This window comes from Catenuloplanes atrovinosus (assembly GCF_031458235.1).
GTDB lineage: Bacteria > Actinomycetota > Actinomycetes > Mycobacteriales > Micromonosporaceae > Catenuloplanes > Catenuloplanes atrovinosus.
The window spans coordinates 1,501,603-1,526,128 of the sequence record NZ_JAVDYB010000001.1 but is presented as its reverse complement, the minus strand read 5'-3'; the positions used below and the strand labels follow the sequence as shown (position 1 = coordinate 1,526,128).

Below are 24,526 nucleotides of genomic sequence, written 5' to 3'. Positions count from 1 at the left end.
GAGTTCGTCCGGTTGAGGAGGGTGTACCCGGCTGCGGCGAATGGTTAAACTCAGCGCCGCCGCGGGGCCGGCTTCTGCTTGCCGCCGCGGTCGCCGCCCCGCTCGCTGCCGCCCTTGTCGAGGTGCAGCGCCAGCGCCGGGCAGACCAGGATGGCCTTGCGCGCGTTCTGCTCCAGCCAGATCGGCACCGGCGCGTCCGGGAACGTCGGGTAGCCGTTGCCGTCCAGCTTGATCAGCTCGGGGAACACCTCGGCGCACAGGCCGTGGCCGTCGCAGCGCGCCCAGTCCAGCTTCAGCTTGCCGATGCTCGGGCCGCCGGGCAGCTCGTTCGGGATCGGCAGCAGCTTCTTGACCGGCTTGCCGCAGCCCTCGCCGAGCCGGTGCCGCTTGATGTCCTCGGCGAACACCTCCAGCGCGGTGATCGCGAACCGGGACGTGCCGTCCGGGTGGCTGCACGCGCCGCGGCCGCGGACCATGCCGGCCGCGTTCCGTACCGCCTGTTCGGCCGCGGCCGAGCCGGACGCGGTGAGCAGCTGGAATTGGTTGGCCACGTCGGGCAGGCCCAGTCGGCACGGGCCGCACTGGCCGGCGGACTCGCCGGCCAGGTAGCGGACGATGCGGCTGGCCTCGCCGAGCGGGCAGGTGTCGTTGCCCAGCGGGATGATCATGCCGGCGCCGAGCGTGCCGCCGACCGCGGCGAAACCCTCCCGGGAGATCTCCGCCTGCTGCGCGTTCTCCCAGGTGATCCACTTGCCGTGGTAGCCGCCGACCAGGATGCCGGGGCCCTCGGTGGCGCCGCAGATGTCCAGCACCTCGCGCAGCGGCACGCCGGTCGGGCACTCCAGCACCATGTGCTGCGCCGCGGCGCCGCCGACCGTGAGCAGGACGGTGCCCGGCTCCTTCTTCGTGCCGACCGCGGTGTACTCCGCCGGTCCCAGCCGGGCCGCGACCGCGATCTGCGCGTACGTCTCCGCGTTCGACAGCAGCGTCGGCTGGCCGTTGACGCCGCTCTCCGAGGAGCGCTGCTTGATGCCGGGCGGGATGTGCGCCTCGCCGTTGATGCCGCGGACCAGCGCGCCGCCCTCGCCGGCGATGAACCGGTGCGGCACGGTCACGATCCGCGTCGGGGCCGGCATGCGGCGCTCGGCCAGCGCCTCCTCCAGCGAGCTCTGGCCGACGCCGTCGTCGGCCACGCCGATGACGATCTCCTCGGCCTCCAGCGCCCACGCGGTCAGCGCGGCCCCGTCCAGGATCAGATGCGGCGCCCGGGTGAGCAGCATCTTGTCCTTCCACGAGGGCGGCTCACCCTCGGTGGCGTTGACCACCACGACCGGCGCGCGGTCCTGCCGGTCCGCGGACTCGACCACGGCCTTGACCTTGCGGTGGAACGGGAAGCCGGCGCCGCCGCGGCCGGTGAGCTTGATCTTCTCGGCCAGGTCGATCAGATCATCGGCGGACAGCGGGCGCAGGTCGCCGTGGACCTCCAGGTGGGCCCAGAGGTCCAGGCGCCCGAAGTCCTCGAATCCCGCCGTCAACCGGGCCGGGCCGATGCACCCCACCGGAGGCACAACGCCTGTGCTCACCGTTCGTCTCCTTCATGTGCTGTACGGGTCGTGCGGAGGAAGAGAGAGACTCTACTTGGCCTCGCCACGCATGCGCGCCCAGAACTCCTCGTCCGAGACCTCGTCCGCGGCGGCGCGGCCGGGGCGGCGGGTGCGGGCCGCGTCCTTGGCCGGGCGGGCCGAGCGGGCGGCCCGGCGGGAGGCCAGGTCGACCAGCGTGGGGGTGTCGTCGCCGACGAACTCGGGGCGGGCCGCGGGACGGGCTTCCTCCTCCTCGTACCGGCTGACCGGGTTGGCCGGCGGGCGCCAGTACTCGTCGACGGCGGCGCGCTCCTCGGTGTCCTCCGGCTCCGCGGCGCGACGGGCGCGGCGCGGCGGGGCCACCTCGGCCACCTCCGGCTCCACGTCCTCGGCGGCACGGTGCGAGCGGCGCGGGCGCGCCTCCTCCTCGTCCTCCTCCGCGGCCCGGCGGGCGCGGCGCGGGCGGGTGGCGATCGCGACCTCGTCCTCGGCGTCCTCGTCGGCGGCCCGGCGGGCGCGGCGCGGGCGGGTGGCGGCCGCGACCTCGTCCTCGGCGTCCTCCTCGACCGCGCGGCGGGCACGGCGGGACACGGTCTCGTACTCGCCGGTCGGGTACGCGTCGTCCTCGTCCTCCGCGGCCCGGCGGGCGCGGCGCGGCGCGGCCGTCTCCTCCGGCTCCTCCACGGCCCGGCGGGTACGGCGCGGCGGCGTGGCCGCGGCCGAGATCTGCGCCTCGCCGAACTCCTCCTCGTCGTCGGTACGGCGGGAGCGGCGCGGCGCGGGCTTGGCCGGCGCCTCCGCGGCCGGGCGGGTGCGGCGCGGCGCGGGCGCCTCCTCCTCGATCTCGTCGTCGTAGTCGAGCTCCGGCTCCGGCTCGCGGCGGGTCCGGCGGGACGGCACCGGCACCTCGTCGTAGTCGTCCTCGACCGGCGGCGGGGTGCGGCGGGGCCGGCGGGCGACCGGCTCCTCCTCCACCAGCTCGGGCACCAGCGGCCGGCGGGCGGGGCGGCGCGGCGCCTCGTCCTCGTAGTCCTCGATCGGCTCCGGTTCGCGCGGCGCGGGCGCGCGGCGGGCCGGCCGGGTCTCGATCAGGTCCTCGTCCAGCATGGCCGTGGCCGGCGCGCGGCGGGCCGCGGCCTGGACGAGTTCCTCCGCCTCCTCCACCACGTCCCGGGAGATCTTGGACATGAGCTGGGTCTCCTCCAGCGCGTTCGCCGGAAGCGGCGTCTGGCGCTGGCGGCGCTGCTCGGCGTTCTCGTCGGAGAAGCCGCCCCAGGCCGCGCCGCGCGGCGCGCTGAGCGACTCATCGGCGGACGGCTGGTTGCGGACCGCGCCGCGGTACATCGGGCGGGCGGCGCCGCCGCGCGCCCCGGTGGCCGCCTCCAGCGGGCCGGTCTGCGCCTTGCCCGCGGCCTTCGCGGCGGACGGCACGGCCTTCGGCTGGTTGATCCGCTTGCCGTACGCGGTGATCGCGCGGACCAGCAGCGCGATGATCACACCGACCACGCAGAGGATGTACGAGACGATGACCCAGGTGGCGGCCGCGCGGCCGGCGAGCAGGCCGTGACCGAGCGCGGGCGGCCAGGCGAGGTAGCCGACGGAGTGGACGGCGCGCCACACCCACGGCTTGCCCTTGCCGGCGAAGGCCACCCGCGCGATGCCGCTCCAGAACGCGGCGATCAGTCCCCAGGCGGCGAGCGTGCCCATGCCGACGTAGAGCGTGTTCGGGTTCATGAACGGAACCACCAGGTCGATCACCGAGGCGTGCGCCTCCAGGATCTTGACCGTCACGTGCAGCAGCAGGAACGAGATCGCGATGGTGCCGGTGGTGCGGTGCAGCCCCTGGACGAGCACGCGATGGCGGGGCGTGAGGATCAGCCGGTCCGTGGCGGCGAGCCCGACCATGACCGTGATCGACAGCGAGACCAGCACGACCACGCCCGCGTAGAAGTCCAGGTACGCGAAGAGGTACGCGGCGGGCTTGACCCCCGCGTTGGTCAGGCTGCCGATCGCCCACAGCGCGACGACGGCGCCGCCGCCGATGAGCAGCCAGGACATCCTGGCCGACAGGCCCTTCCTCTTCTCGCCGTCGCCCGGTGCGGCCTCGGGAGCCGTCTCACGGGTGGACCGTTGAACCTGCTTGCGTTTAGCCATCGCTCCTCGATCTTCTGCATTCGCGCTACCACCGCTGCCGCGCGGCCGGATCCCGGCCGGTCCGCGCGTTCCTCGTACGGCCCTAGCTATGAAGTCGTCTCGCGCAACCCACGGTCATCCCCATGTCCCCATCACCCGGTGAAACCCATGTGAGCCGGCCGGCGCGCGGGGCCATCCGCACGCCTGCTGTGTTCGCCACGATGTACGCACCGGTAGGTGCGGAAGGATTAAAGAGATTGGAGAAATTTCCTGAGGCGGCAACCACATCACTCACGGCGAAGGGGTGAGATGCGGTGCGTAATGAATCGGACAGCATGAAGCCCGCCTTACCGGCCTAGAACCGGACAAGGCGGGCTTCACCCGTGCGTGGTATGTCGTTTATTTCCGTCCGGTAACGAGGCGCCGGCCGACCGCCGCGATCAGCCGGTCCAGTTCGGAGCCGAACGGGTTGTCGTGCACCAGGTAGGTCCAGGTGGCGCTCGGGCGCACCAGGTTGGCCTGGGCCGGCTCCCAGGTGTCGGTCACCTCGTCGATCTCGGCGAACGTGTCGACCGTCCGGTCCTCGATCTCGGGCATGATCTTGCTGAACGCCGGCACCGCGGCCCGGTGGAACTCGTCCAGCGGATCCAGCTTGCCGAGCGCGCGCAGGTGCACGCCCTCGCGCACCTCGGACAGGTAGGACAGGTGCTCGGCCCACAGCCGGTCGAGGTGGTAGAGCGCGATCGACCGGGACACCTTGTCCAGCACCTCGTCGTCGATCTCCTCGGTCTCGTCCGGGAACTTCGACTTGAGCATGTCCGCCGCGACGTTGGTGGTGAGCAGCCGCTCGCGGCGCTCGGAGAGCGCCACCCGCTGCTGCTCGATCACCACGTTGTACCGCCAGGTGTTGCGGTGGATCTCGTGGCCGACGCCCTCGGCGACGCGCTGCGCGTGGCCGACCGCGTAGTCCACGCGCTCGTCGGTGACCACGCCCTCCATGTCCATGTGCGGCGACGGCGGGATCATGTCGCCCGCGTTCCGCACCAGCAGGTCGTCCTCCAGGCTGCCGTAGAACACGGACGTGCCCGGGTCGCCCTGCCGGCCGGCCCGGCCGCGCAGCTGGTCGTCGATGCGGCCGCTGTCGAACCGGCCGGTGCCGATCATGTAGAGCCCGCCCAGCTCCGCGACCTCGTCGTGGTCGGCCTCGTCGCTGCCGCCGAGGCGGATGTCGACGCCGCGGCCGGCCATCTGGGTGGAGACCGTCACGGCGCCGCGCTTGCCGGCCTCCGCGATGATCGCGGCCTCCTCGGCGTCGTTCTTCGCGTTCAGCACCACGCAGGGGACGCCGGCCGCCTCCAGCGCGGCGGCCAGGCTCTCCGACTCCTTCACGTCGCGCGTGCCGATCAGCACCGGGCGGCCGGTCTCGTGCGCCTCCGCGATCTCCTTGACCAGCGCGTCCTCCTTCTCCTGCCGCGTCGCGTAGATGCGGTCGGGAAGGTCCTCGCGAATGTTCGGCTTGTGCGGCGGGATCACCGCGACCTCGAGCTTGAAGAACTCGCGGAGCTGGTCACCGACGAGCACCGCGGTGGCGGTCATGCCGCAGACCGTCTTGTAGAGCGCGATGAACGACTGCACCGTGATGGTCTGCAGCACCTCGCCCTCACTGGTCGCGGAGAGCCCCTCCTTGGCCTCGACCGCGGCCTGGAGACCGTCCGGCCAGCGGCGACGCTGCGCCACCCGGCCGCGCGACTCGTCGACCAGCTCGACCACGCCGTTGCGGACGATGTAGTCGACGTCGCGGTGCAGCAGCGCGTGCGCGTGCAGCGCCACGTTGAGCGCGGAGAGCTGGTCGAAGTTCTCGTCGGCGTACAGATCGACGCCGCCCAGCTTCTTCTCGATCTTCTCGGTGCCCTCGGCGGTGAACGCGACGCTCCGGCCGTCCTCCGCGACCTCGTAGTCCCGGTTGCGCCGCAGGCCCTTGACCAGCGCGGCCGCGGCGTGCACCGGGTCCTGCTCGCCGGGGACGGTGCCGGCCAGCACCATCGGCACGCGGGCCTCGTCGATCAAGATGGAGTCGGCCTCGTCGACGATCGCGGTGGACAGCTCGCGCTGCACCCGGTCGTCGATGTCCACCACGAGCTGGTCGCGCAGGTAGTCGAAGCCGGCCTCGGAGACGGAGACGTAGGTGACGTCGCAGCCGTAGGCCTCGCGGCGCTCCTCCGGCGTGGACGCCTCGGTGACCGAGCCGACCGTGAGGCCGAGCAGCGTCAGCACCGGGCGCATCCAGTCGGCGTCGCGGGCGGCCAGGTAGTCGTTGACGGTGAGCACGTGCACCGGGCCGCGGCCCTGGCGGACGTGGCCGTAGGCGGCGATCGCGGCGGTGAGCGTCTTGCCCTCACCGGTCGCCATCTCGGCCACCCTGCCGGCCAGCAGCGCCATCACGCCGAGGATCTGCTCGTCGTACGGCCGCTGGTCGAGACCGCGCCGGGCGGCCTCCCGGCCGATCGCGCAGATCTCGACGGTCTCACTCGCCTCGCCGGCCCGCTCGGTCAGCGCGGCGTCGTCGAGCTCCTTGAGCTCCTCCTCCAGCGCCTCGACCGCGGGCAGCCGCTTCTGCAGCGGCGCGAGATCGACGGTCGTCCCTGGGCGCTGCAGGAACTTCTGGAAGCGGCTCTTCAACCGTGACGACACACCCATGGTGCGAAACGCTACTTCATCACGCCACAGAGTGGTGAGGGGCATCTGTCAAATCCGGCACCAGCAGTTGGTGCGCGGCCAGCTCCCGGTAGAGCGGATTCGTCGCCACCAGCTCGTCGTGGCGGCCGGTCGCCACCACGCGGCCGCCGTCCATCACCACGATCTGGTCGGAATCGACGACCGTGGAGAGCCGGTGCGCCACCACCAGCAGCGTGCGCGACTCGGCCGCGGCGTCGATCGCGCGGCGCAGCGCGGCCTCGTTGCGCGCGTCCAGGTTGCTGGTCGGCTCGTCCATCAGCAGGATCGGCGCGTCGGTGAGCAGCGCGCGGGCGATCGCCAGCCGCTGCCGCTCACCGCCGGAGAGCAGCACGCCGCCCTCGCCGACCTGCGCGTCCAGGCCCTGCTCGGTGCGGGTGACGATGCCGGAGAGGTTGACCGACTCCAGCACCTCCAGCAGCCGCGCGTCGTCCGTGTCCGGCGCGGCGAGCAGCAGGTTCTCCCGGATGGTGCCGGCCAGCACCGGCGCCTCCTGCTCGACGTAGCCGAGGCGGGCGCGCAGCGCGTCGCGGCCCTGCTCGCGCACGTCGCGGCCGTCCACCCGGATGGTGCCGGCGGTGGTCTCGTAGAACCGCTCGACCAGCGCCAGCAGCGTGGACTTACCCGCGCCGGAGGGGCCGACCAGCGCGGTGCGCGTCCCGTACGGCACGGCGAAGCTGACGTCCGTGAGCACCGGGTCCTCGGCGGACGGGTAGGCGAAGCCGACGCCGTCGAACTCGACCGCGATCTCGCTCGGCTCGCCCGGCGCGGACCGCCCGTTCTCCTCCGCCGGGATGCGCAGCACCTCCTCGATCCGCTCCAGCGCGCCGAGCCCGGTCTGGAGCTGGGTGTACGCGCTGAGCGCCTGACCCAGCGGCAGGATCAGGAAGAACAGGAAGAGGATGAACGCCACCAGGTCGCCGACCGTGATGTCACCGGCCGCGACCCGGGCGCCGCCCACGCCCAGCACGGCCAGGAACGCGCCCTGGGTGGCGGTGGCCGTGACCGGGGAGATCAGCGCCTGCAGCCGCGCCACGCGCAGGCCCGCCGCGTACGCCCCCTCCGCGCTGGCCACCACCAGGTCCGCCTCGCGCCCCTCGGCGCGCGCGGCGCGGATCGTGCGCGCGGCGGTGAGCGCGCGCTCCACCGTGGAGGTCATCTCGCCGATCCGCGCCTGGGTGGCGCGGGACAGCGCGCGCACCCGCCGGGACGCGACGATCGCCACGGTCATGCCGAACGCCAGCGCCAGCAGCGTGACGCCGAGCAGCAGCGGGTCGAGCACGGCCATGGCGCCGACCGCGCCGACCACCATCACGGCGCCGGTGACGATCTCGAACAGTCCAGACGTGACGACCGCGCGCAGCAGCGTGGTGTCCGCGCCGACGCGGGAGAGCAGGTCGCCGGTGCGGCGGGTGTCGTACTCCGCGATCGGCAGCCGGAGCAGGTGCTGGGCGAGCCGGCGGCGGGTGCCGAGCACCACGCCCTCGGCGGTGCGCTGGAGCAGGTAGTCCCGGACCGCGTCGATCGCGGCGGCGAGCAGCACCAGCGAGGCCAGCAGCGCGACCGTGCCGCCGACCGCCTGCGACGCGCCGATCGCGTCCAGCAGGTCGCGGGTGAGCAGCGGCTGGACCAGCGACGCGGCGGCGCCGGCCATGGACAGCACCGCGACCACGGCGAGCGTGGGCCAGTGCGAGCGCAGGTGGGGCGCGAGCGCGCGCAGCCCGACCGGTGCGGTCTCCCCCGTCATGCGATCCACGCTAGCCACGGAGGGCTCGAATCCGCCCTCCGCCCTCAGCGAAACCACAGGCACGCCACGTGGTGGTGAAAGTACGCATAGTTACTGAATGACGTTTTGTTTCACGTTCCGTCATCGTGGGTAACTGAAGCCTGCTCCGAAGCGCACCGCCGAGCGGGAAGACCGTTGCCAGCCATGACAGCCCAGCCCTCGCACCATACGGTCCGGGCGTCGCTGCCGCCGGTCGCCGACTCCAGCCGCACCGCCCGCCACCTGGTGGTCGACGCCTGCGAACGGTGGAACGTGCCGGCGCTGGCGGACGTCGCCTGCGTGATCGCCAGCGAGTTGGTCACCAACGCGGTACGGCACGCCGGCACCCCGATGGACATGACGCTCGCGATCGCGGACGGCAAGTTCCTGCTCGCGGTCCGGGATCGCAGTCCCCGGCCGGCGATCCCGGCCCGGCCCAGCCCGCACACGCCGGGCGGCCGCGGACTGCTGCTGGTCGGTGAGATGTCGCAGGCCTGGGGCAGCCTCGCGCTGCCGGACGGCGGCAAGGTGGTCTGGGCCGCGCTGCGCGCCGACGCGGAGTGACCCTAGGCGATCGCGCGCGCCGGGGCCGCGTCCGCCGGCTCGCCGGCCGGCTCCGACAGCCGGTCCGGCAGCGCGGCGTCGCCCGCGTCCGGCGCGGGCGGCGTGACGTCGCGGGAGCCCGTGCCGAGCAGGCTGCCACCGAGCCGGGAGGCCGGGTGGCCGAGCGCGGACTGCGCCGCGGCCCGGCGCGCCTCCGCGCTGCCGGCCGGGTGGACCGGCAGGCCGGCGCCCTCCAGGACCAGGATCGCGTTGCGCACCGGCGGGCAGGGTAGCGGCGACTGGCACCGGTCGCACATGTGGTCGTCCGGGGCGCCGCTGTCCGGGCCGTGCGTGGCCACCATCTCCAGCGCCGTCTGCGCGAACACGCTCTCCGGATTGATGTACGAGTGGCTGCTCATCACGTTTCCCCCTGCGATCCGCGGCCTATGCCCGATATCTTCCCCCGCAACCGGCCACCGGCGCGGCGGAAGCGGTGAACCGCGCGCCATCCGGCCGTACCGTATGGGCGGTTTATGCCTTTGAGGGCTTGTTATCACGCGCGATTCACTCAATGTCGCCAACTGGCTACCAAAAGTAGAATCGAGAGGTGCCACGCTCACCCAGCGTTCAGCCCGTGGCAGCAGAAACGGAGTGACACCCATGCCCGAGGCAGTCTGGGACAAGGAACTCTTCCCGGAGCCCGTGGTCCGCCGCTTCGGTCCCGTCGTGACCGGCCGGTTCCTCACCTACCTCGGTGGCTACACCCGGGAGCTCAAGGTCGACCAGCCGATCCTGATGGCGGTCTTCGTGGCCGCGACCACCGCGCAACTGGTCGGGACCGCGCTGCTCACGCTGGTCCGGGGCGCCGCGGGCAAGGGCGCGACGCGGCGCAAGTTCAAGGAGCTGAAGAAGGGGCCGGAGTTCCTGGTCACGCCGATGCGCATGCGCGGCGACGACGGCCAGCTCTACGAGATGGAGCTGCACGGGCACGTGGGCCAGAGCGCGATCATCCGGCAGGATCACATCCAGGTGACCGTGCGCCGGCAGAAGGACCCGCAGCTTCAGCCGCGGGTCGAGCGGATCGTCAACATCACCACGCAGCAGGTGATAGTGCCGCACCCGCCGACCATCTGGTCACACCTCGGCCCGGGCATGCTGCTCCAGGCCATCGCCGGCGTCGTGATCATCCTGCTCGTGGTGGGCGTCTGGGTGGCGCTTTAGCGCGAGCAGCCCGCGCCGCCGCGCCCACCGCTCGAAGGCGAGCGTGGCCAGCGGCGGGATCGAGCAGACCAGCCCGACCAGCGCGGTCGTCCAGCGCCACCGGTTCAGCCGGGCGACCGCGAGGGTCAGCCCCACGTAGGCCACGAACAGCCCGCCGTGGATCGGCCCGAAGATCTTCACGCCGATCTCGGTGCCGACCACCACGTACTTGAAGAACATCCCGATCAGCAGCCCGGTCCAGGAGCACGCCTCGGCGATCGCCACGATCGAGAACAGGGACAGCGCGGCGCGTCGCATGATTCCTCCGCCGGTTGGAAATGAGATAGAGCGGATAGTAACCACGACGTACGGCGGAGGGCGGCGGCGCGTATGGGCGAGGAGGTCGGGCCCCGGGAGTTCACCCGCGAGGACCGTGCCAGGTACCGGCAGAAGATCCGGCGCTGCCTGGACGTGCTGGCCGAGATGCTGTCCGAGCACCGCTTCGACGCCGATCACCCGCTGACCGGCCTGGAGATCGAGTTCAACCTGGTCGACCCGGGCGCGGACCCGGCCATGCGCAACGCGGACGTGCTCGCCGCGATCGCCGACCCGGCGTTCCAGACCGAGCTGGGCCAGTTCAACATCGAGATAAACGTACCCCCGCTGGGCCTCTCCGACGGGGGCCTGACCGGGTTCGAGAAGCACCTGCGGGACAGCCTCAACGAGGCGGAGTCCAAGGCGCGGGCGGTCGGCGCCCGGATGGCCATGATCGGCATCCTGCCCACGCTGCGGCCGGAGCACCTCACCCTGGACTCGCTCTCCGTGAACCCGCGCTATCAGCTGCTCAACGAGCAGATCTTCGCGGCCCGGGGCGAGGACCTGGACATCCGCATCGACGGGCCGGAGCGGCTGGAGCTGACCGCGGACACGGTGGTGCCGGAGGCGGCCTGCACCAGCACGCAGTTCCACCTGCAGGTCAGCCCGGACGACTTCGCCGCGTACTGGAACGCCGCCCAGGCCATCTCCGGCGTGCAGGTCGCGCTCGGCGCCAACTCCCCCTACCTGCTCGGCCGCGAGCTGTGGCGGGAGACCCGGATCCCGCTGTTCGAGCAGGCCACGGACACCAGATCGGAAGAGATCAAGGCCCAGGGGGTACGGCCGCGCGTCTGGTTCGGCGAGCGGTGGATCACGTCCGTGTTCGACCTGTTCGAGGAGAACGTCCGGTACTTCCCCGCGCTGCTGCCGGTCTGCGAGGACGACGACCCGGTCGAGACGCTGGCCCGCGGCGAGACGCCGTCACTGCCGGAGTTGCGCCTGCACAACGGCACCATCTACCGGTGGAACCGGCCGGTGTACGACGTGGTCAACGGCGTACCGCACCTGCGCGTGGAGAACCGCACGCTGCCGGCCGGCCCGACCGTGGTCGACACGCTGGCGAACGGCGCGTTCTACTTCGGGCTGGCCCGCGCGCTGGCCGAGTCGGAACGCCCGCTCTGGTCGCGGATGTCCTTCGGCGCGGCGGAGGAGAACTTCCACGCCGCCTCCCGGCACGGCATCTCCGCGTCCGTCTACTGGCCGGACGCGGGCACGGTGCCGGTCACCGAGCTGGTGCTACGCCGGCTGCTGCCGTTGGCATACCAGGGTCTTAACGCCTGGGGGGTACGCCCGGACGAGCGCGACCGGCTGCTCGGCGTGATCGAGGCCCGCTGCCTCGCCTCGGCCAACGGCGCCACCTGGCAGGTGGAGACCGTGCGTGAGTTGGAGGAGCGCGGCAACCTGGACCGGCGGGCGGCGCTGCACGAGATGCTCGGCCGGTACCTGGACAACATGCACACGAACCGCCCGGTCCACGAGTGGACGTGAACGGTGTCCGACCTGAGGATGAGCGAGCGCGCGAGCGAGGCATCGGTGCAGCGCCGACCACCACGCAACCGCCGGCGGCGTCATCCTCAGGCATGACGGTAACGATCCGGCGTACGACGGGTGCTGTACGCAACATTCACTCGTTATCCGGACGACTCCCGCCGATCGATGCGGGATCGTTGAGGGCATGACGTCGCATGGCCCGGACTGGATAGCGAGATGAACGCACTGGCGATCGCCATCGCGCTCAGCGTCGCGTCCGCGGGCGCCTACGCCGCGGGCGCGGTGGTGCAGGAGCGGGTCGCCGCGCACGGCGCCGGCATCCTCGCCTCGCTCCGCGTCCCCCACTGGTGGTTGTCCGTGGCGCTCAACGGCGCCGGTGCCGGGCTCCACGTCGGCGCGCTCGCGTTCGGGCCGCTCAGCATCGTGCAGCCGCTCGGCCTGCTCACGCTCGTCTTCGCGCTGCCGATGGGTGCGGCCGTCATCGGCCGCACGGTCGCCGCCGTGCACTGGCGCGGCGCCGGGCTCACCATCGCCGGCCTCGCGCTGCTGGTCATCACGGCGCCGCTGGGCAGCGCCCGCGCGCTCGACTCCACCGAGGTGCTGACCGTCGCCATGCTCGGCGGCGGCGTGGTGATCGGGGTGGCGACGCTGGCCCGGCAACTGCACGCGGCCACGCAGTCCGGCCTGCTGTACGCGGTGGCGTCCGGCGTGGCGTTCGCCTGCTCCTCGGCGCTGACCCAGACCGTGTCGCTGCAGGTCGCGGCGGACGGTCCGCTGGCGGTCGTCTCACCGGCCGCGTTCACGCTGGCCGCGTTCATGTCCGCGGGCGTGCTGCTGTCCCAGGCGGCGTACCGGGACGGCGGCCTCGGCGCGCCGCTGGCCACGGTGTCGCTGTCCAACCCGGTGGCGTCCGCGGTGATCGGCATGCTGCTGCTGGACGAGCGGTTCGTCGGCGGCCTGGCCGGCGGCGGCGTGGCGGCCACCGGGGGCGCGCTGGCCATCTGGGGCGTGCTGCTGCTCACCCGCCCGGCGGACGGCGACGACACCGAGCTCGCCGAGGCGCCGGAGACCGGCGGCGGCTCCCCCGCCGTCCCCGGGCCCGGCGACGTGTCCGGCGAGCCCGGCGTCGCGTCCCCCGGGCCGGCGACCACCGCCTCCGCCACGGCGGGGCCGGCGCAGCGGTCGCGGTCCGTGACCATTCCAGGCCGGCGGCGCGCGCAGATCGCGGTCGGCCAGCGCGGCCTGCCCTCCTGCGCGGTGCCGGGCGGCACCCGGCGCCGGATCATCCGGCCGGGCCGCGGCTTCCACCCGCGCCCGGGCCGCCGCCCCACCACCTGAGCGCTGGGTTCTTCGTCACCACCGGGCGGGGGCCGGTCACCGGCCGGCGCCGGATCTGACAGTCTCGTGCGGGTGAGCAGCGTGCAACGCCGGCGTGGGCTGGCCGACGTCGGGGACGATTTCCGCCGGTTCTGGACCGAGCGGCACCTGTGCACGCTCACCACGCTGCGCCGGGACGGCACGCCGCACGTCACGCCGGTCGGCGCCGTGATCGACTGGGAGGCCGGGACCGCGCTGGTCCTCACGTCCGGCACCAGCACCAAGGCGCGCAACGCCGCGGCCACCGGCACGGTCGCGCTCTGCTCCGTGGACGGCCGCCACTGGTCGACGGTCGAGGGCCGGGCCCGGGTCCGTGCCGAGCCGGACTTCATCGCGGACGCGGAACGCCGCTACGCCGAGCGCTACCGCACCCCACGCGTCAACCCGGCCCGCGTCATCCTCGAGATCACCATCACCCGCGTACTCGGCAACGTGACATGAGCGAGCGTGCGAGCGAATCGGCGGCTCAGCGCCGCCCACCACGCCACCGGACGGCCACCGCAACACCCGGCACACGTGAGCGTGCGAGCGAATCGGCGGCTCAGCGCCGCCCACCACGCCACCGGACGACCGCCGCAACACCCGGCACACGTGAGCGTGCGAGCGAATCGGCGGCTCGGCGCCGCCCACCACGCCACCGGACGACCGCCACAACACCCGGCACACGTGAGCGTGCGAGCGAATCGGCGGCTCAGCGCCGCCCACCACGCCACCGGACGGCCGCCGCAACACCCGGCGCACGCCCGCTTGCGAGCGCCGCGGTGGCTCGGCGCCGCCCGCCACGCCACCGCGGCGCGAGCGGGGGTTCGGCGTGACCGTCGCGGTGGTCGGGATCGGGGCGGACGGGTGGGACGGGCTGGCGCCGCCGGGGCGGGAGGCCGTGCACGCGGCCGAGGTGCTGCTGGGCAGCGCGCGACAGCTGGCGCTGATCCCCGCGGAGGTCGCGGCCGAACGCGTACCGTGGCCGGCGCCCTTGATCCCCGCGCTCCCGGGCCTGCTGGACCGGTACGCCGGCCGCGCGGTGTGCGTGCTGGCCAGCGGCGACCCGATGCACTTCGGCATCGGCGGCACGCTGGTTCGGCTGGCCGGGTCGCGCGGGTTCCGCGTCGTGCCGCATCCGTCCGCGATCTCGCTGGCCTGCGCCCGGATGGGCTGGCCGGTCGAGGAGACCGAGGTGGTGAGCGTGGTCGGCCGGCCGCTCGACGCGCTGCACGCCAGGATCCAGCCCGGCCGGCGCCTGCTGGTGCTGAGCGCCGACGGCCGCTCGCCCGCCGCCGTGGCCGGGCTGCTGACCCGGCGCGGGTACGGCGGGAGCACGCTCACCGTGCTGGAGAACCTGGGCGGGTACGGCGAACGGCACGTCACCGGCACGGCCGCGACCTGGCCCGCCTCCCCCGCCGCGCCGCTGAACGTGCTGGCCGTGACGTGCGTGGCCGACCCGGACGCCGCGCTGCTGCCCGCGGTGCCCGGCCTGCCGGACGACGCCTACGAGCACGACGGCCAGCTCACCAAGCGGGAGGTCCGCGCGATCACGCTGGCCCGGCTCGCACCCGTACCCGGGCAGTTGCTCTGGGACGTCGGCGCGGGCGCGGGCAGCATCGCGATCGAGTGGATGCGCGCCCACCCGGCCTGCCGTGCCGTGGCGATCGAGGCGGACGAGGCGCGGGCCGCGCGCCTGACCGGGAACGCGGCGGCGCTCGGCGTGCCGTCGCTGACCGTGGTCCGTGGTGCGGCACCGGCCGCGCTGGACGGCCTGGAACGCCCGGACGCGATCTTCGTCGGCGGTGGCGTCACCGCGCCCGGCATGATCGACGCCTGCTGGTCGGCGCTGCGCCCCGGCGGCCGGCTCGTCGTCAACGCGGTCACCCTCGAGTCGGAACGCGTGGTCACGGCCGCGCGGGACCGGCTCGGCGGCGACCTCACCCGCATCGAGATCTCCCGCGCCGGCGCGGTCGGCGGCTTCACCGCCTGGCGCCCCGCGCTCCCCGTGACCCAATGGACGGTACGCAGCTCATGACCGTGCACTTCATCGGCGCCGGCCCGGGCGCCGCCGACCTGATCACCGTGCGTGGGCGGAACCTGATCGCCGCCAGCCCGGTCTGCCTCTACGCCGGCAGCCTGGTACCGCCGGAGATGCTCACCTGGTGCCCGTCCGGCGCCCGGCTGGTCGACACGGCCCGCATGTCGCTCGACGAGATCATCGCCGCGCTGGTCGCCGCGCACGAGGCCGGTCTCGACGTGGCCCGCCTGCACTCCGGCGACCCGTCCGTCTTCTCCGCCATGGCCGAGCAGATGCGCCGCCTGGACGCGGCCGGCGTCCCGTACGACGTGGTCCCCGGCGTCCCGGCCTTCGCCGCCGCGGCCGCCAGCCTGCGCCGCGAGCTGACCGTGCCGGAGGTCGCCCAGACCGTGATCCTCACCCGTACCGCGGAGCGCGCGACCGCGATGCCGCCCCGCGAGCAGCTGCCCACGCTGGCCGCGTCCGGCGCCACGCTGGTGCTGCATCTGGCCGTGCAGCGCATCGACCACCTGGTCGGCGAGCTGATCCCGCACTACGGCGCGGACTGCCCGGTGGCGGTGGTCGCCCGCGCCTCCCGCCCGGACGAGGAGATCGTGCGTGGCACGCTCGGCACCGTCGCGCCGCTGGTCCACGCCGCCGGCATCCGGCGTACCGCCGTGATCATCGTGGGTCCGGCGCTGACCGCCGCCGCGTTCCCGGACAGCCACCTCTACAGCGCGGACCGCTGCCGCTCCTGACGTGGCATCTTCCCGGGATTCGCCGGGCCCGGGGTCCCGCGAGGCTGTAGCGGACACCCCAACGAGGAGGAGCGACACGATGTCGTACGGATACGCCCACCCCCACTACGCGGCGTACCCGGCCGCGCCCCTGCGGCAGCCGGTGCGACGGTCCGCACCGCCGAGCGTGCACACGCTGGCGATCCTGCACTACCTCGGCGCCGCGCTGCAGCTCGCGGCGGCCGCCGTGCTGCTCACCATGCCCGCGGACCCGTTCGCCGGCGACAGCCAGTTCGCGGACCCGGCCCGCCTGACCCCGATCGCCTACACCGTGGCCGGCGTACTGGCCGCGTCCGCGCTCATCTCGGTCTTCATCGGCCGCAAGCTTCAGCGGGGGCGCCAGTGGGCGCGGGTTCTGATGATCATGCTGAACCTGGTCGCCGTGGGAAGCGTCGTGGTCGCGGTCGCCACCACGAACGACCCGGCACAGGCAGCGGGTCTGGTGGGGCCGGCGCTCTACCTGCTGCTGCTGAACACGCGCGCGGCCCGCTCCTGGTTCCGCTGGCACACCTGGTGATCCGGGTCCGCGCGGGCGGCGACGACCCCATCAGCGTCGCCGCCGCCCTCCCGCCGCGGCGGGGCGCGACCTCGGCCGGCGGCCGGTCGTAGCCCGGCCTGCGGACTCGGCGTCAGCGATTTCGACGGCATCGGGCTCAGCATCACCGGGCTCAGCATCACCGGGCTCGGCGGCACCGGCCTTGGCGGCGGAGTCCTTCGCGGTCATGCCGGGAGCCGGGCCGGCCGGTCCACGGATCACGAGCGATCTCGCCCGCTCCGCCCGATCGCTCACTTTGTGAGGCTCAGGCACCTTATTCCGCGCGTATAAGGTGCCTGAGCCTCACAGTCACACTGGACGACCGGCCCCACCCTCAATATGACGTTTTCGGACGCGAAGCGCCCGACCATCTGCTACCCCGCGCCGATCTAGGGCGGATTCCCGCGCGTCGATCACCGATCACGCGAATCCCGCCTAGATCGACGCGCACGGTCGGCGCACGCCACACCGGCGGACACCGCACGCACCGACGCTCCACCGATGGCGCCCCGCGTCACCAACCCCCGCGCCGATCTAGGGCGGATTCCCGCGCGTCGATCACCAATCACGCGAATCCGGCCTAGATCGACGCGCGGGGTGGGCGCGGCCGAGGCGGGCTGGGGCGGGTCGGGGCGCCGCCGGTGGGTGCGGGCGAGGTGGGTGCGCCGCCGGAGGCGGGCGGGGTGGGGACGGGCGGCGGCGGGCAACCGGCAGCGGCAGGCGGCGGCACCGGCAGGCGGCGGCAGCGGCAGGCGGCGGCAGGCGGCGGCAGGCGGCGGCAGGCGGCGGCAGGCGGCGGCAGGCGGCGGCGGCAGCGGCAGCGGCGGGCAGGGGGTGCGGGACCGGGGGCCGCGGGAGCATGCGGGCCCCGGCCACGCCGGAAGCGGGTCAGTGAAAGAGATCTACGACGGCAGGGACGTGATCGGCTCCGGGGAGATCAGGCCCAGGGTCTGGGTGGCGCGCGTCAGCGCGACGTAGAGGTCGCCGTCGCCGCGTGGGGACTCGGCGACGATGCGGTCGGGGTCGTAGACGATGACGTCGTCGAATTCGAGGCCCTTGGATTGACGGACGGTGAGCAGGACGACCGGCGTGGTGAGGTCGGCGCGGTCGCCGGAGGCCGTGTCCGGGAGGGCGGCGGCGGCCTCGTCGAGGAGGGATGACGGGACGATGATGCCGAGGCGGCCGGCGCCGTTCCAGCGGGCGACCGCCTTGACCAGGGTGGACAGGTCACCGAGTTCGCGCCAGGGGGGTGCGCCGGTGTGGCGCACGGCGCGGGGGACGGCGAGCGTGGGGTTGACGCGGGCGAGGACGGCGGCGGCGAGGTCCATGATCTCGCCGGGGGTGCGGTAGCTGACGGTGAGTTCGGCGAGGCGGTAGCGGCGCTCCAGGTACGGGGAGAGCGCGGCGTCCCAGGAGGAGGTGCCGCCGAGGTCGCCGGTCTGGGCGACGTCGCCGACGATGGTCATGGAGCGGCTGGGGCAGCGGCGCATCAGCAGGCGCCAGGCCATCGGGCTGAGTTCCTGTGCCTCGTCCACGATGACGTGGCCGAAGGCCCAGGTGCGGTCCGCGGCGGCGCGCTGGGCCGCGGTGAGCGCGGCGTCGAACTGCTGGCGTTCGGCCATCCGGCCGGCGTCGAGCAGGTCGGTGGCGGTCAGCAGCTCGGGGTCGTCCTCGTCCTCGAGGTCGACGGAGCGGGAGCCGAGCGCGATGTCCAGCGCGCCCTGCGCGTACTCCAGCTGGAACAGCCGCTCGAGGGTGGCGATGCGCTCGCGGCGGGTGTTCTCCTCCTCGCCGAGCAGTTCCGCGGCCTCGTCGAGCAGCGGTACGTCCGCGGGGCTGAAGCCGCCCTCGGGCTCGCGGAGCAGCGCCTCCTGCTCGTCCAGCGTGAGCAGGCCGGACGCGGCGGCGGTCATCCGGGACAGCGAGGCGTAGAGGCCGGCGACGATCTGCTGCGGCGTGAGGCGCGGCCAGAGCCAGTCGAGCACGGCCAGCACCTCGGGCTCGCGGCGCAGCTCGCGGCGGATCTGGGCGAGGTCGGCCTCGTCGAAGATGATCGGGTCACCGGGCGCGTCCTCGCCGCCGAGCGGGTCGTCCGCGTACGGGTCGGTGCCGACCTTCTCCGCGTACTGCAGCGACAGTGAGTGGATGATCTCGGTGTCGAAGTCGGGGCGGGCCAGATTGTGCAGCTTGCCGGTGCGGCGGACGCGGTCGCGGGCGGAGCGGATCACGGCCGGTTGCAGCAGCAGCCGGGTCTCGCCGTCGATCATGATCTCGACCGGCTCGTCCGGCACGCGCTGGCGGTCCGCGACGGCGGCGGCGATCACGTCGGCCATCACGGCGCGGCCCTTGATCTCCGCGATCTCCGGGGACTCCGGGCGGCGGGCGAGCACGCCGGGGAACATGCCGCCGAGCGTGCGCAGCAGCACGCCGGTCTCGGCCAGCGACGGGAGCACCTGGCCGATGTAGCTGAGGAACGTCGGGTTCGGCCCGAGGATGAGCACGGCCTGCTTGGAGAGCTGCTGCCGGTACGTGTAGAGCAGGTAGGCCGCGCGGTGCAGCGCGACCGCGGTCTTGCCGGTGCCGGGGCCGCCCTGCACGACCAGCGTGCCGGACAGGTCGGCGCGGATGATCCGGTCCTGCTCGGCCTGGATGGTCTCGACGATGTCCTTCATCCGCCCGGTGCGGCGGGCGTCCAGCGCGGCCAGCAGCGTGGCCTCGCCGGTCAGGTCGTGTGCGCCGTCGCCCGCGTCCTCCAGGTCGAGCACCTCGTCGTCGAGCGCGACCACGGTGCGGCCGGTGGTGCGGATGTGCCGGCGGCGCACCACGCCGAGCGGGGCGGCGGCGGTGGCCAGGTAGAACGGCCGGGCCGCCGGGGCGCGCCAGTCGACCAGCAGCGGCTCGTAGTCGCCCTCGTCGTCGAAGATGCCGATCCGGCCGATGTAGCGCCGCTCGGCCTCGTCCTCGAAGTCGAGCCGGCCGAAGCAGAGGCCCTCCTCCACCGCGCCGAGGACCGCGACCTGGTCGGTGTACATGGAGACGGAGCTGTCCCGCTGGGACCGCTCCTGGAGCGTGCCGCCGGACTCCTTGAGCCTCTCCGCGAGGCGCGCGGAGGCCTCGGCGCGCATGCCGTCGAGCCGCCGGTACAGCCCGTCGAGGTAGGCCTGTTCCTCACCGGTCGAGGATTTCTGCGCCACGGTGCTTGACAAAACCGCCCCCTGTTTGTCTACTATGCAACGGGCAGCACGCCTTAGATTAGCTTTGGCGTGCCCACACGTCGCTGATGCCCGACGGAACAGCCTACCCTACGCGCCGCGCCATTCGCGCACGATCCGCTCGGCGTCCAACCGCTTGATGATCGTGGGTGGCCCGGACAGCAGGCCGCGGTGGTTGTCGGCGATCCGCTCGTTCAGCTCCGCCACGATGCGCCGCACCTCGGCCTCGGTGCGCACCCGGGCGAGCGTCTCCGGCAGGTCCTCCAGTTCCTTGCGCAGCGCCAGCGTGCCGGGCAGCACCGCGCCGCCGACCTGCTCGCGGTCGACCAGCTCCTTGACGTACCAGTCCTCGTCGTATTCGTCGCCGTGCCCGGGCAGCGGCTTCCCGGCGCCGCGCAGGTTCTCGAACTCGCCGCGCTCCAGCGCCTCACGGATCTTCCGGTCGACCAGGGTCTCGAAGAAGTGCGCCATCGGTGGATTTTACCGGGGCTTGCGATCGAACACCTCGAACAGGACCGCGGCCTCCGCGCCGATCGCGGCGCCGGCCTGGCCCAGCCACTGGGTCAGGATCGGCCGGGCCGGTGGCATGTCCGCGAGACCCTCCAGGTACGCCGCGTGCGCCTCCAGCGCGGCGATCCCGCGCTCCAGCGGCTCGCCGCTCACGTCGACGCCGTGCGTCTCGTCGGCGGAGCCGCTGACGCAGACGTAGCGCACGCCGTCCCACGGCTCGCCCGCCTCCGGGAAGATCCAGCGGTTACCGGCGTCGGTGGCGGCGTCCAGCGCGGCCAGCCCGACCGCGCGGTGGTCGGCCTGGTTGACCAGGCCGCCGGTCATCCGCAGCGCGAACGGGCCGGTCACGATCACCTCGGGGCGCAGCCGGCGGATCACCCGGACGATGTCGCGGCGCAGCGCCGGACCGTACTCCACCACGCCGTCGGGGTGGTCCAGGAAGAGGACCTCGTCCACGCCGACCTCGCGGGCCGCGGCGCGCTGCTCCTCCTCGCGCATCGGGCCGGCCTCCGCGGGCGGGACCGAGTCGATGCCGGCCTCCCCGCGGGTGGCGAGCAGGTAGGTGACGGTCTTGCCCTGGGCGGTCCAGCGCGCGATCGCGGCGGCGGCACCGTACTCGATGTCGTCCGGGTGCGCGACCACGGCCAGGCAGCGATCCCAGTCCTCGGGCAGTTCGGGCAGCTCAGCCATGGGATCGAGCATAGTCTTTCGGTCGTGCATCCACAGACCGCCGCCGCGCTGCGGCTTCAGCGCCGTTCACCGCTGACCATCGACAACCTTCCGGCGGTACGGGAGAGCATGCGCGCCGCCACGCTCGACGAGGTCGGACCCGGGCCGTCCGTGCCGGTCACGGACGTGCCGGGCGGCCGCCGGTACGGCGACGGCGGGCCGGGCGTGATCGTCTACGCGCACGGCGGCGGCTGGGCGCTCGGCGACCTCGACACGCACGACGGGCTGTGCCGCACGCTGTCCGACGCGACCGGCTGCACCGTGCTGTCCGTCGACTACCGCCGGCCGCCCGAGCATCCCTATCCGGCGGCGCTGGACGACGTGACCCGGGCGATCGCCACGGTGCGCGGCGAGGGCCGCCCGATCGTGGTCGCCGGCGACTCCGCGGGCGGTCACCTGGCCGCGGCCGCGGCGCGCCGGGAGCGGGACGCCGGGCGCGCGCTGGCCGCGCAGGTGCTGATCTGCCCGGTCGTGTCGCCGGCCATGGACTACCCGCCGCTGGACGAGTACGGGCTGCACCGGGACGAGATGCGCTTCTTCTGGGACGTGTACGCGCCGGTCCGTACCCACGCCGATCTGGATCTTCTGGCGGCCGACCTCCGGGGGCTCCCGCCCGCGATCGTGATCTCCGCCGGGCTGGACATCCTCGGCCCGGAGGCGGACCGGTACGCGGAGGCGCTGCTGGCGGCCGGCGTGCCGACCACCGCGGTGCGCTACGCCGGGCTGCCGCACAACTTCCCGCGCAAGCTCGCGGTCTTCGACGCGGCCCGCGCCGCGATCGCGCAGATCGCGGCGCTGCTCCCGTCACTTCTCGACTGAGCCGTTCCCGGCCCGGCCCGGTCGGCCGGACGGCCTGGCGCCGCTCGACGGCCCGGGTGCGCCGGGTCGAGAAGAGTGCAGTGACGCCCAAGCCTCGGTGGCCAGCAGGAGGCCGCGCAGGTCGCCGATGCCGTCGCCCATCCGGTTCATGGCGTACGCGAGGACCGCGCGGGCGTCCAGGTCGACCGCGACGAACGCGCCGCCGGACCCGCCCCAGAACAGTGTGCGCGGGCCGGGCAGGAAGTCCCGGCCGAGCGCGAACCCGAGGCCCCAGCGCAGCGGGATGCCGAGCACCAGGTCCGTACCGGCGATCTGTTCCCGCTCGATCCGGGCGGCCAGCGACGCCCGGCCGGGCTCGGTCAGGATCGACAGCACCCGCGCCATCGACCGCGCGTTGCCGTGCCCGTTGCCGGCCGGGATCTCCGCCGCCCGCCAGGCCCGGGTGGCCGTGGTCTCCGGCGGCAGCGGCGGGTTGCGCGCGGCGTTGAGCTGGATCTCGCTGATCTGCCCCTCGCGGAACGGCGGGTTCTCCGGCGGGACCAGCTCGGCGACGCGCACGTCCTCGCTCTCCGCCAGTCCGATGTGGAAGTCCGCGGCGGTCTGCTCGCGCAGCATCGTGCCGATCGTCTCGCCGGTGACGCGCCGGACGACCTCGCCGACCAGGTACCCCTGGGTGATCACGTGGTATCCGGAGGCGGTGCCGGGCTGCCAGAACGGCTCCTGCGCGGCCAGCAGCGACGTGCACTTCTCCCAGTCGTAGAGATCCTCGGTGGTGATCGGCTCCCGCCAGCCGGACAGGCCGGACGAGTGACTCAGCACCTGGGCGACCGTGATGTCGCGTTTTCCGTTGGCCGCGAACTCGGGCCAGTAGTGCGCCACCGGCCGCGTCTCGTCCACGGTCAACAGCGCGATCAGCGCCGCGATGGGCTTGGTCGCGGACCAGACGTTGACGATCGTGTCCCGCTGCCACGGGCGGGTGCGCGCGCGGTCCGCGTGCCCGCCCCACAGATCCACGACGACCTCGCCGTCCACCATCACGCAGAAGGAGGCGCCGACCTCCTCGCCACCGGCCACGCCGGCCTCGAACCGCTCCCGGACGTCGCGGAAGCTCTCGGGTACGTCCATGCGCGGAGTATTCGCGTCGCTCCGCCCGGCGAGCCAACCGTTTTCCGGTTCATGTCGAGACGGTAACGTCACGCGAAACCGGATTGAGGGATCCCGATGATCGTCTTCTTCGACGACCCCGGCGACGGGGTGCGCGTCACGGCCGACACGATCACCACCGGCGGGCGGTCCTGGCCGCTGGACGAGCTGGAGACGCCGCGCACCGCCCGCTCTCCGCTGCCCCGCGCGCTCCCCCGCCTGGTCGCGCTCACGCTGTTCCTCGCGTTCGCCACGCCGGTGTCCTGGTTCGCCGCCGGGCCGGCGATCGGCACCGCGGTGCTGGTCGCGACGCTGGTGCTGCTCGCCGCCGCGCTGCTGGTCGCGCGCCGCCCCCGCCCGTGGGAGCTGTGGGCCGACCACCGCGGATCGGCCGTCAAGATCTTCTCCAGCACCAACCCCGGCCGGTACGGCAGGGTGGCCCGCGCGCTGGTCCGGGCCGCCGACTGGCGGGTGCTAGCCGGCCCGGCCGACGATGGTCCCGGCCCGGTCGATGACGATCACGTCGACCCGCACCGGCGCCTCCCGCAGGACGCCGACCGCGGTGCGCCGCGCCCCGGCCGCGATCAGATCGCCTAGCGGGAAGTCGCGCGCCCGGCTCTGCTGCAACGCGTCCAGCGCGGTGTTCGCGGTCTCGATCCCGGCCGCCAGGTCCGCCGGGCCGCCCGCGCCGCGGACCAGCGCCGCGAGCGCGCCCAGATCCACCTGGCTGCGGCCGCTGTGCAGGTCGAGGTGCCCGTCCGCCAGCTTGGACAGCTTCCCGACGCCGCCCGCGATGGTCAGCCGCGGCACCGGATGGCGGCGCAGGTACTTGAGCACCGCGCCGGCGAAGTCACCCATGTCCAGCAGCGCGTCCTCGGGCAGGCCGTGCACCTCCGCCGCGACCCGCTCGGACGTGCTCCCGGTGCAGCCCGCCACGTGGGTGCGCCCGGCCGCGCGGGCCACGTCCACGCCGCGCCGGATGCTGTCGATCCAGGCCGCGCACGAGTACGGGACCACGATCCCGGTCGTGCCCAGGATGGACAGGCCGCCGAGGATGCCGAGCCGCGGGTTCCAGGTCTTGCGGGCCAGCTCCGCGCCGTTCGCCACGGAGATCTCGATCTCCACGTCGCCCGGGTCGCCGAACCGCGCCGCCAGCTCGCCCACCGCCGCGGTCATCATGGCGCGCGGCACCGGGTTGATCGCCGGTTCGCCGACCGCCAGCGGCAGGCCGGGCTTGGTGACCGTGCCCACGCCCGGGCCGGCCCGGAACGTCACGCCGCTGCCCGGCGCCGCCCGCCGGACCGTGGCCTGGACCAGCGCGCCGTGCGTGACGTCCGGGTCGTCGCCGGCGTCCTTCACCACGGCCGCGCGGGCGTACCCCGGCGTGATCTCCTCCGTGGCCAGCGCGAACGCGGGCCGCTGCCCCTTGGGCAGCGTGATGGTGACCGGGTCCGGGAAGTCGCCGGTGAGCAGCGCCTGGTAGGCCGCGGTGGTGGCCGCGGTGGCGCAGGCCCCGGTGGTCCAGCCGTAGCGCAGCTTCCCGGGGGTGCCGTCCGGTGGGGTCGCTGCCGATGTCACGGTA

General features: G+C 73.7%; 20 protein-coding genes and 1 pseudogene. 10 read left to right on the top strand and 11 right to left on the bottom strand.

Annotated elements, in window-relative coordinates:
- Positions 1-50: 50 nt before the first annotated feature.
- From J2S41_RS06455 to J2S41_RS06440, 4 genes are all read right to left on the bottom strand, one after another.
- Positions 51-1,583, bottom strand: coding sequence for a ferredoxin (locus tag J2S41_RS06455; RefSeq protein WP_310364316.1), 1,533 nt, complete (start codon positions 1,581-1,583; stop codon positions 51-53).
- 51 nt (positions 1,584-1,634) lie between these two features.
- Complete coding sequence (locus J2S41_RS06450) at positions 1,635-3,737, bottom strand: ferric reductase-like transmembrane domain-containing protein (protein WP_310364313.1); 2,103 nt, start codon at positions 3,735-3,737, stop codon at positions 1,635-1,637.
- 378 nt (positions 3,738-4,115) lie between these two features.
- Entirely contained in the window at positions 4,116-6,413 is a 2,298-nt protein-coding gene (gene secA2, locus J2S41_RS06445; protein WP_310364311.1) for an accessory Sec system translocase SecA2, read from the bottom strand.
- 19 nt (positions 6,414-6,432) lie between these two features.
- Complete coding sequence (locus tag J2S41_RS06440) at positions 6,433-8,196, bottom strand: ABC transporter ATP-binding protein (RefSeq protein ID WP_310364308.1); 1,764 nt, start codon at positions 8,194-8,196, stop codon at positions 6,433-6,435.
- A 183-nt stretch (positions 8,197-8,379) separates the two neighbouring features.
- Here J2S41_RS06440 and J2S41_RS06435 point away from each other — a divergent pair, with 183 nt between their 5' ends.
- On the top strand, positions 8,380-8,778 hold the full coding sequence (locus J2S41_RS06435; RefSeq protein ID WP_310364305.1) for an ATP-binding protein: 399 nt from the start codon (positions 8,380-8,382) through the stop codon (positions 8,776-8,778).
- A gap of 2 nt (positions 8,779-8,780) precedes the next feature.
- Here J2S41_RS06435 and J2S41_RS06430 read toward each other — a convergent pair whose 3' ends face one another.
- Positions 8,781-9,176 carry a hypothetical protein gene (locus tag J2S41_RS06430; RefSeq protein ID WP_310364302.1) on the bottom strand — a complete coding sequence of 132 codons (396 nt, stop codon included), beginning with the start codon at positions 9,174-9,176 and terminating at the stop codon, positions 8,781-8,783.
- A gap of 241 nt (positions 9,177-9,417) precedes the next feature.
- On the opposite strand from J2S41_RS06430, the gene J2S41_RS06425 reads away from it, so the two are divergent.
- Complete coding sequence (locus J2S41_RS06425; protein WP_310364300.1) at positions 9,418-9,978, top strand: hypothetical protein; 561 nt, start codon at positions 9,418-9,420, stop codon at positions 9,976-9,978.
- Here J2S41_RS06425 and J2S41_RS06420 read toward each other — a convergent pair.
- Entirely contained in the window at positions 9,892-10,275 is a 384-nt protein-coding gene (locus J2S41_RS06420) for a DUF3817 domain-containing protein (protein ID WP_310364298.1), read from the bottom strand. The genes J2S41_RS06425 and J2S41_RS06420 overlap by 87 nt on opposite strands.
- A gap of 72 nt (positions 10,276-10,347) precedes the next feature.
- Here J2S41_RS06420 and J2S41_RS06415 point away from each other — a divergent pair, with 72 nt between their 5' ends.
- The 6 genes from J2S41_RS06415 to J2S41_RS06390 all read left to right on the top strand — a co-directional run bounded on the left by J2S41_RS06415 (position 10,348) and on the right by J2S41_RS06390 (position 16,513).
- Positions 10,348-11,820: a glutamate-cysteine ligase family protein gene (locus tag J2S41_RS06415; protein ID WP_310364295.1), complete on the top strand. Its 1,473-nt coding sequence runs from the start codon at positions 10,348-10,350 to the stop codon at positions 11,818-11,820.
- A gap of 219 nt (positions 11,821-12,039) precedes the next feature.
- On the top strand, positions 12,040-13,161 hold the full coding sequence (locus J2S41_RS06410; RefSeq protein WP_310364293.1) for a DMT family transporter: 1,122 nt from the start codon (positions 12,040-12,042) through the stop codon (positions 13,159-13,161).
- Between the two features lie 72 nt (positions 13,162-13,233).
- Positions 13,234-13,641 (top strand): TIGR03618 family F420-dependent PPOX class oxidoreductase, encoded by a 408-nt coding sequence (locus tag J2S41_RS06405; protein ID WP_310364290.1) that lies wholly within the window; start codon positions 13,234-13,236, stop codon positions 13,639-13,641.
- A gap of 370 nt (positions 13,642-14,011) precedes the next feature.
- Positions 14,012-15,217 (top strand): precorrin-6y C5,15-methyltransferase (decarboxylating) subunit CbiE, encoded by a 1,206-nt coding sequence (gene cbiE, locus J2S41_RS06400; protein ID WP_310364287.1) that lies wholly within the window; start codon positions 14,012-14,014, stop codon positions 15,215-15,217.
- The gene (gene cobM / locus J2S41_RS06395; protein WP_310364286.1) at positions 15,214-15,957 is read left to right on the top strand and encodes a precorrin-4 C(11)-methyltransferase; all 744 of its coding nucleotides are present in this window, start codon (positions 15,214-15,216) and stop codon (positions 15,955-15,957) included. Before cbiE ends, cobM begins: the two co-directional genes overlap by 4 nt.
- 79 nt (positions 15,958-16,036) lie before the next feature.
- Positions 16,037-16,513 (top strand): hypothetical protein, encoded by a 477-nt coding sequence (locus J2S41_RS06390; RefSeq protein ID WP_310364284.1) that lies wholly within the window; start codon positions 16,037-16,039, stop codon positions 16,511-16,513.
- A 920-nt stretch (positions 16,514-17,433) separates the two neighbouring features.
- Here J2S41_RS06390 and J2S41_RS06385 read toward each other — a convergent pair.
- From J2S41_RS06385 to J2S41_RS06375, 3 genes are all read right to left on the bottom strand, one after another.
- A complete protein-coding gene (locus J2S41_RS06385) occupies positions 17,434-19,725 on the bottom strand; it encodes a HelD family protein (RefSeq protein ID WP_310364282.1) in 2,292 nt (763 codons plus the stop codon).
- Positions 19,726-19,833: 108 nt separating this feature from the next.
- Positions 19,834-20,214 carry a DnaJ family domain-containing protein gene (locus tag J2S41_RS06380; RefSeq protein WP_310364279.1) on the bottom strand — a complete coding sequence of 127 codons (381 nt, stop codon included), beginning with the start codon at positions 20,212-20,214 and terminating at the stop codon, positions 19,834-19,836.
- Positions 20,215-20,223: 9 nt separating this feature from the next.
- On the bottom strand, positions 20,224-20,943 hold the full coding sequence (locus J2S41_RS06375; RefSeq protein ID WP_310364275.1) for a PIG-L deacetylase family protein: 720 nt from the start codon (positions 20,941-20,943) through the stop codon (positions 20,224-20,226).
- A 24-nt stretch (positions 20,944-20,967) separates the two neighbouring features.
- Between J2S41_RS06375 and J2S41_RS06370 the strand changes: the two genes are divergently transcribed.
- On the top strand, positions 20,968-21,801 hold the full coding sequence (locus J2S41_RS06370) for an alpha/beta hydrolase (protein WP_310364272.1): 834 nt from the start codon (positions 20,968-20,970) through the stop codon (positions 21,799-21,801).
- Here J2S41_RS06370 and J2S41_RS06365 read toward each other — a convergent pair.
- Complete coding sequence (locus J2S41_RS06365; RefSeq protein ID WP_310364269.1) at positions 21,787-22,926, bottom strand: serine hydrolase domain-containing protein; 1,140 nt, start codon at positions 22,924-22,926, stop codon at positions 21,787-21,789. The genes J2S41_RS06370 and J2S41_RS06365 overlap by 15 nt on opposite strands.
- Positions 22,927-23,022: 96 nt before the next feature.
- Here J2S41_RS06365 and J2S41_RS06360 point away from each other — a divergent pair.
- Positions 23,023-23,391: pseudogene (locus tag J2S41_RS06360) on the top strand (DUF6232 family protein); the annotation flags it as partial.
- 27 nt (positions 23,392-23,418) lie between these two features.
- On the opposite strand, the gene J2S41_RS06355 reads toward J2S41_RS06360, so the two are convergent.
- Complete coding sequence (locus J2S41_RS06355) at positions 23,419-24,522, bottom strand: cobalt-precorrin-5B (C(1))-methyltransferase (protein WP_310364266.1); 1,104 nt, start codon at positions 24,520-24,522, stop codon at positions 23,419-23,421.
- Positions 24,523-24,526: the final 4 nt, after the last annotated feature.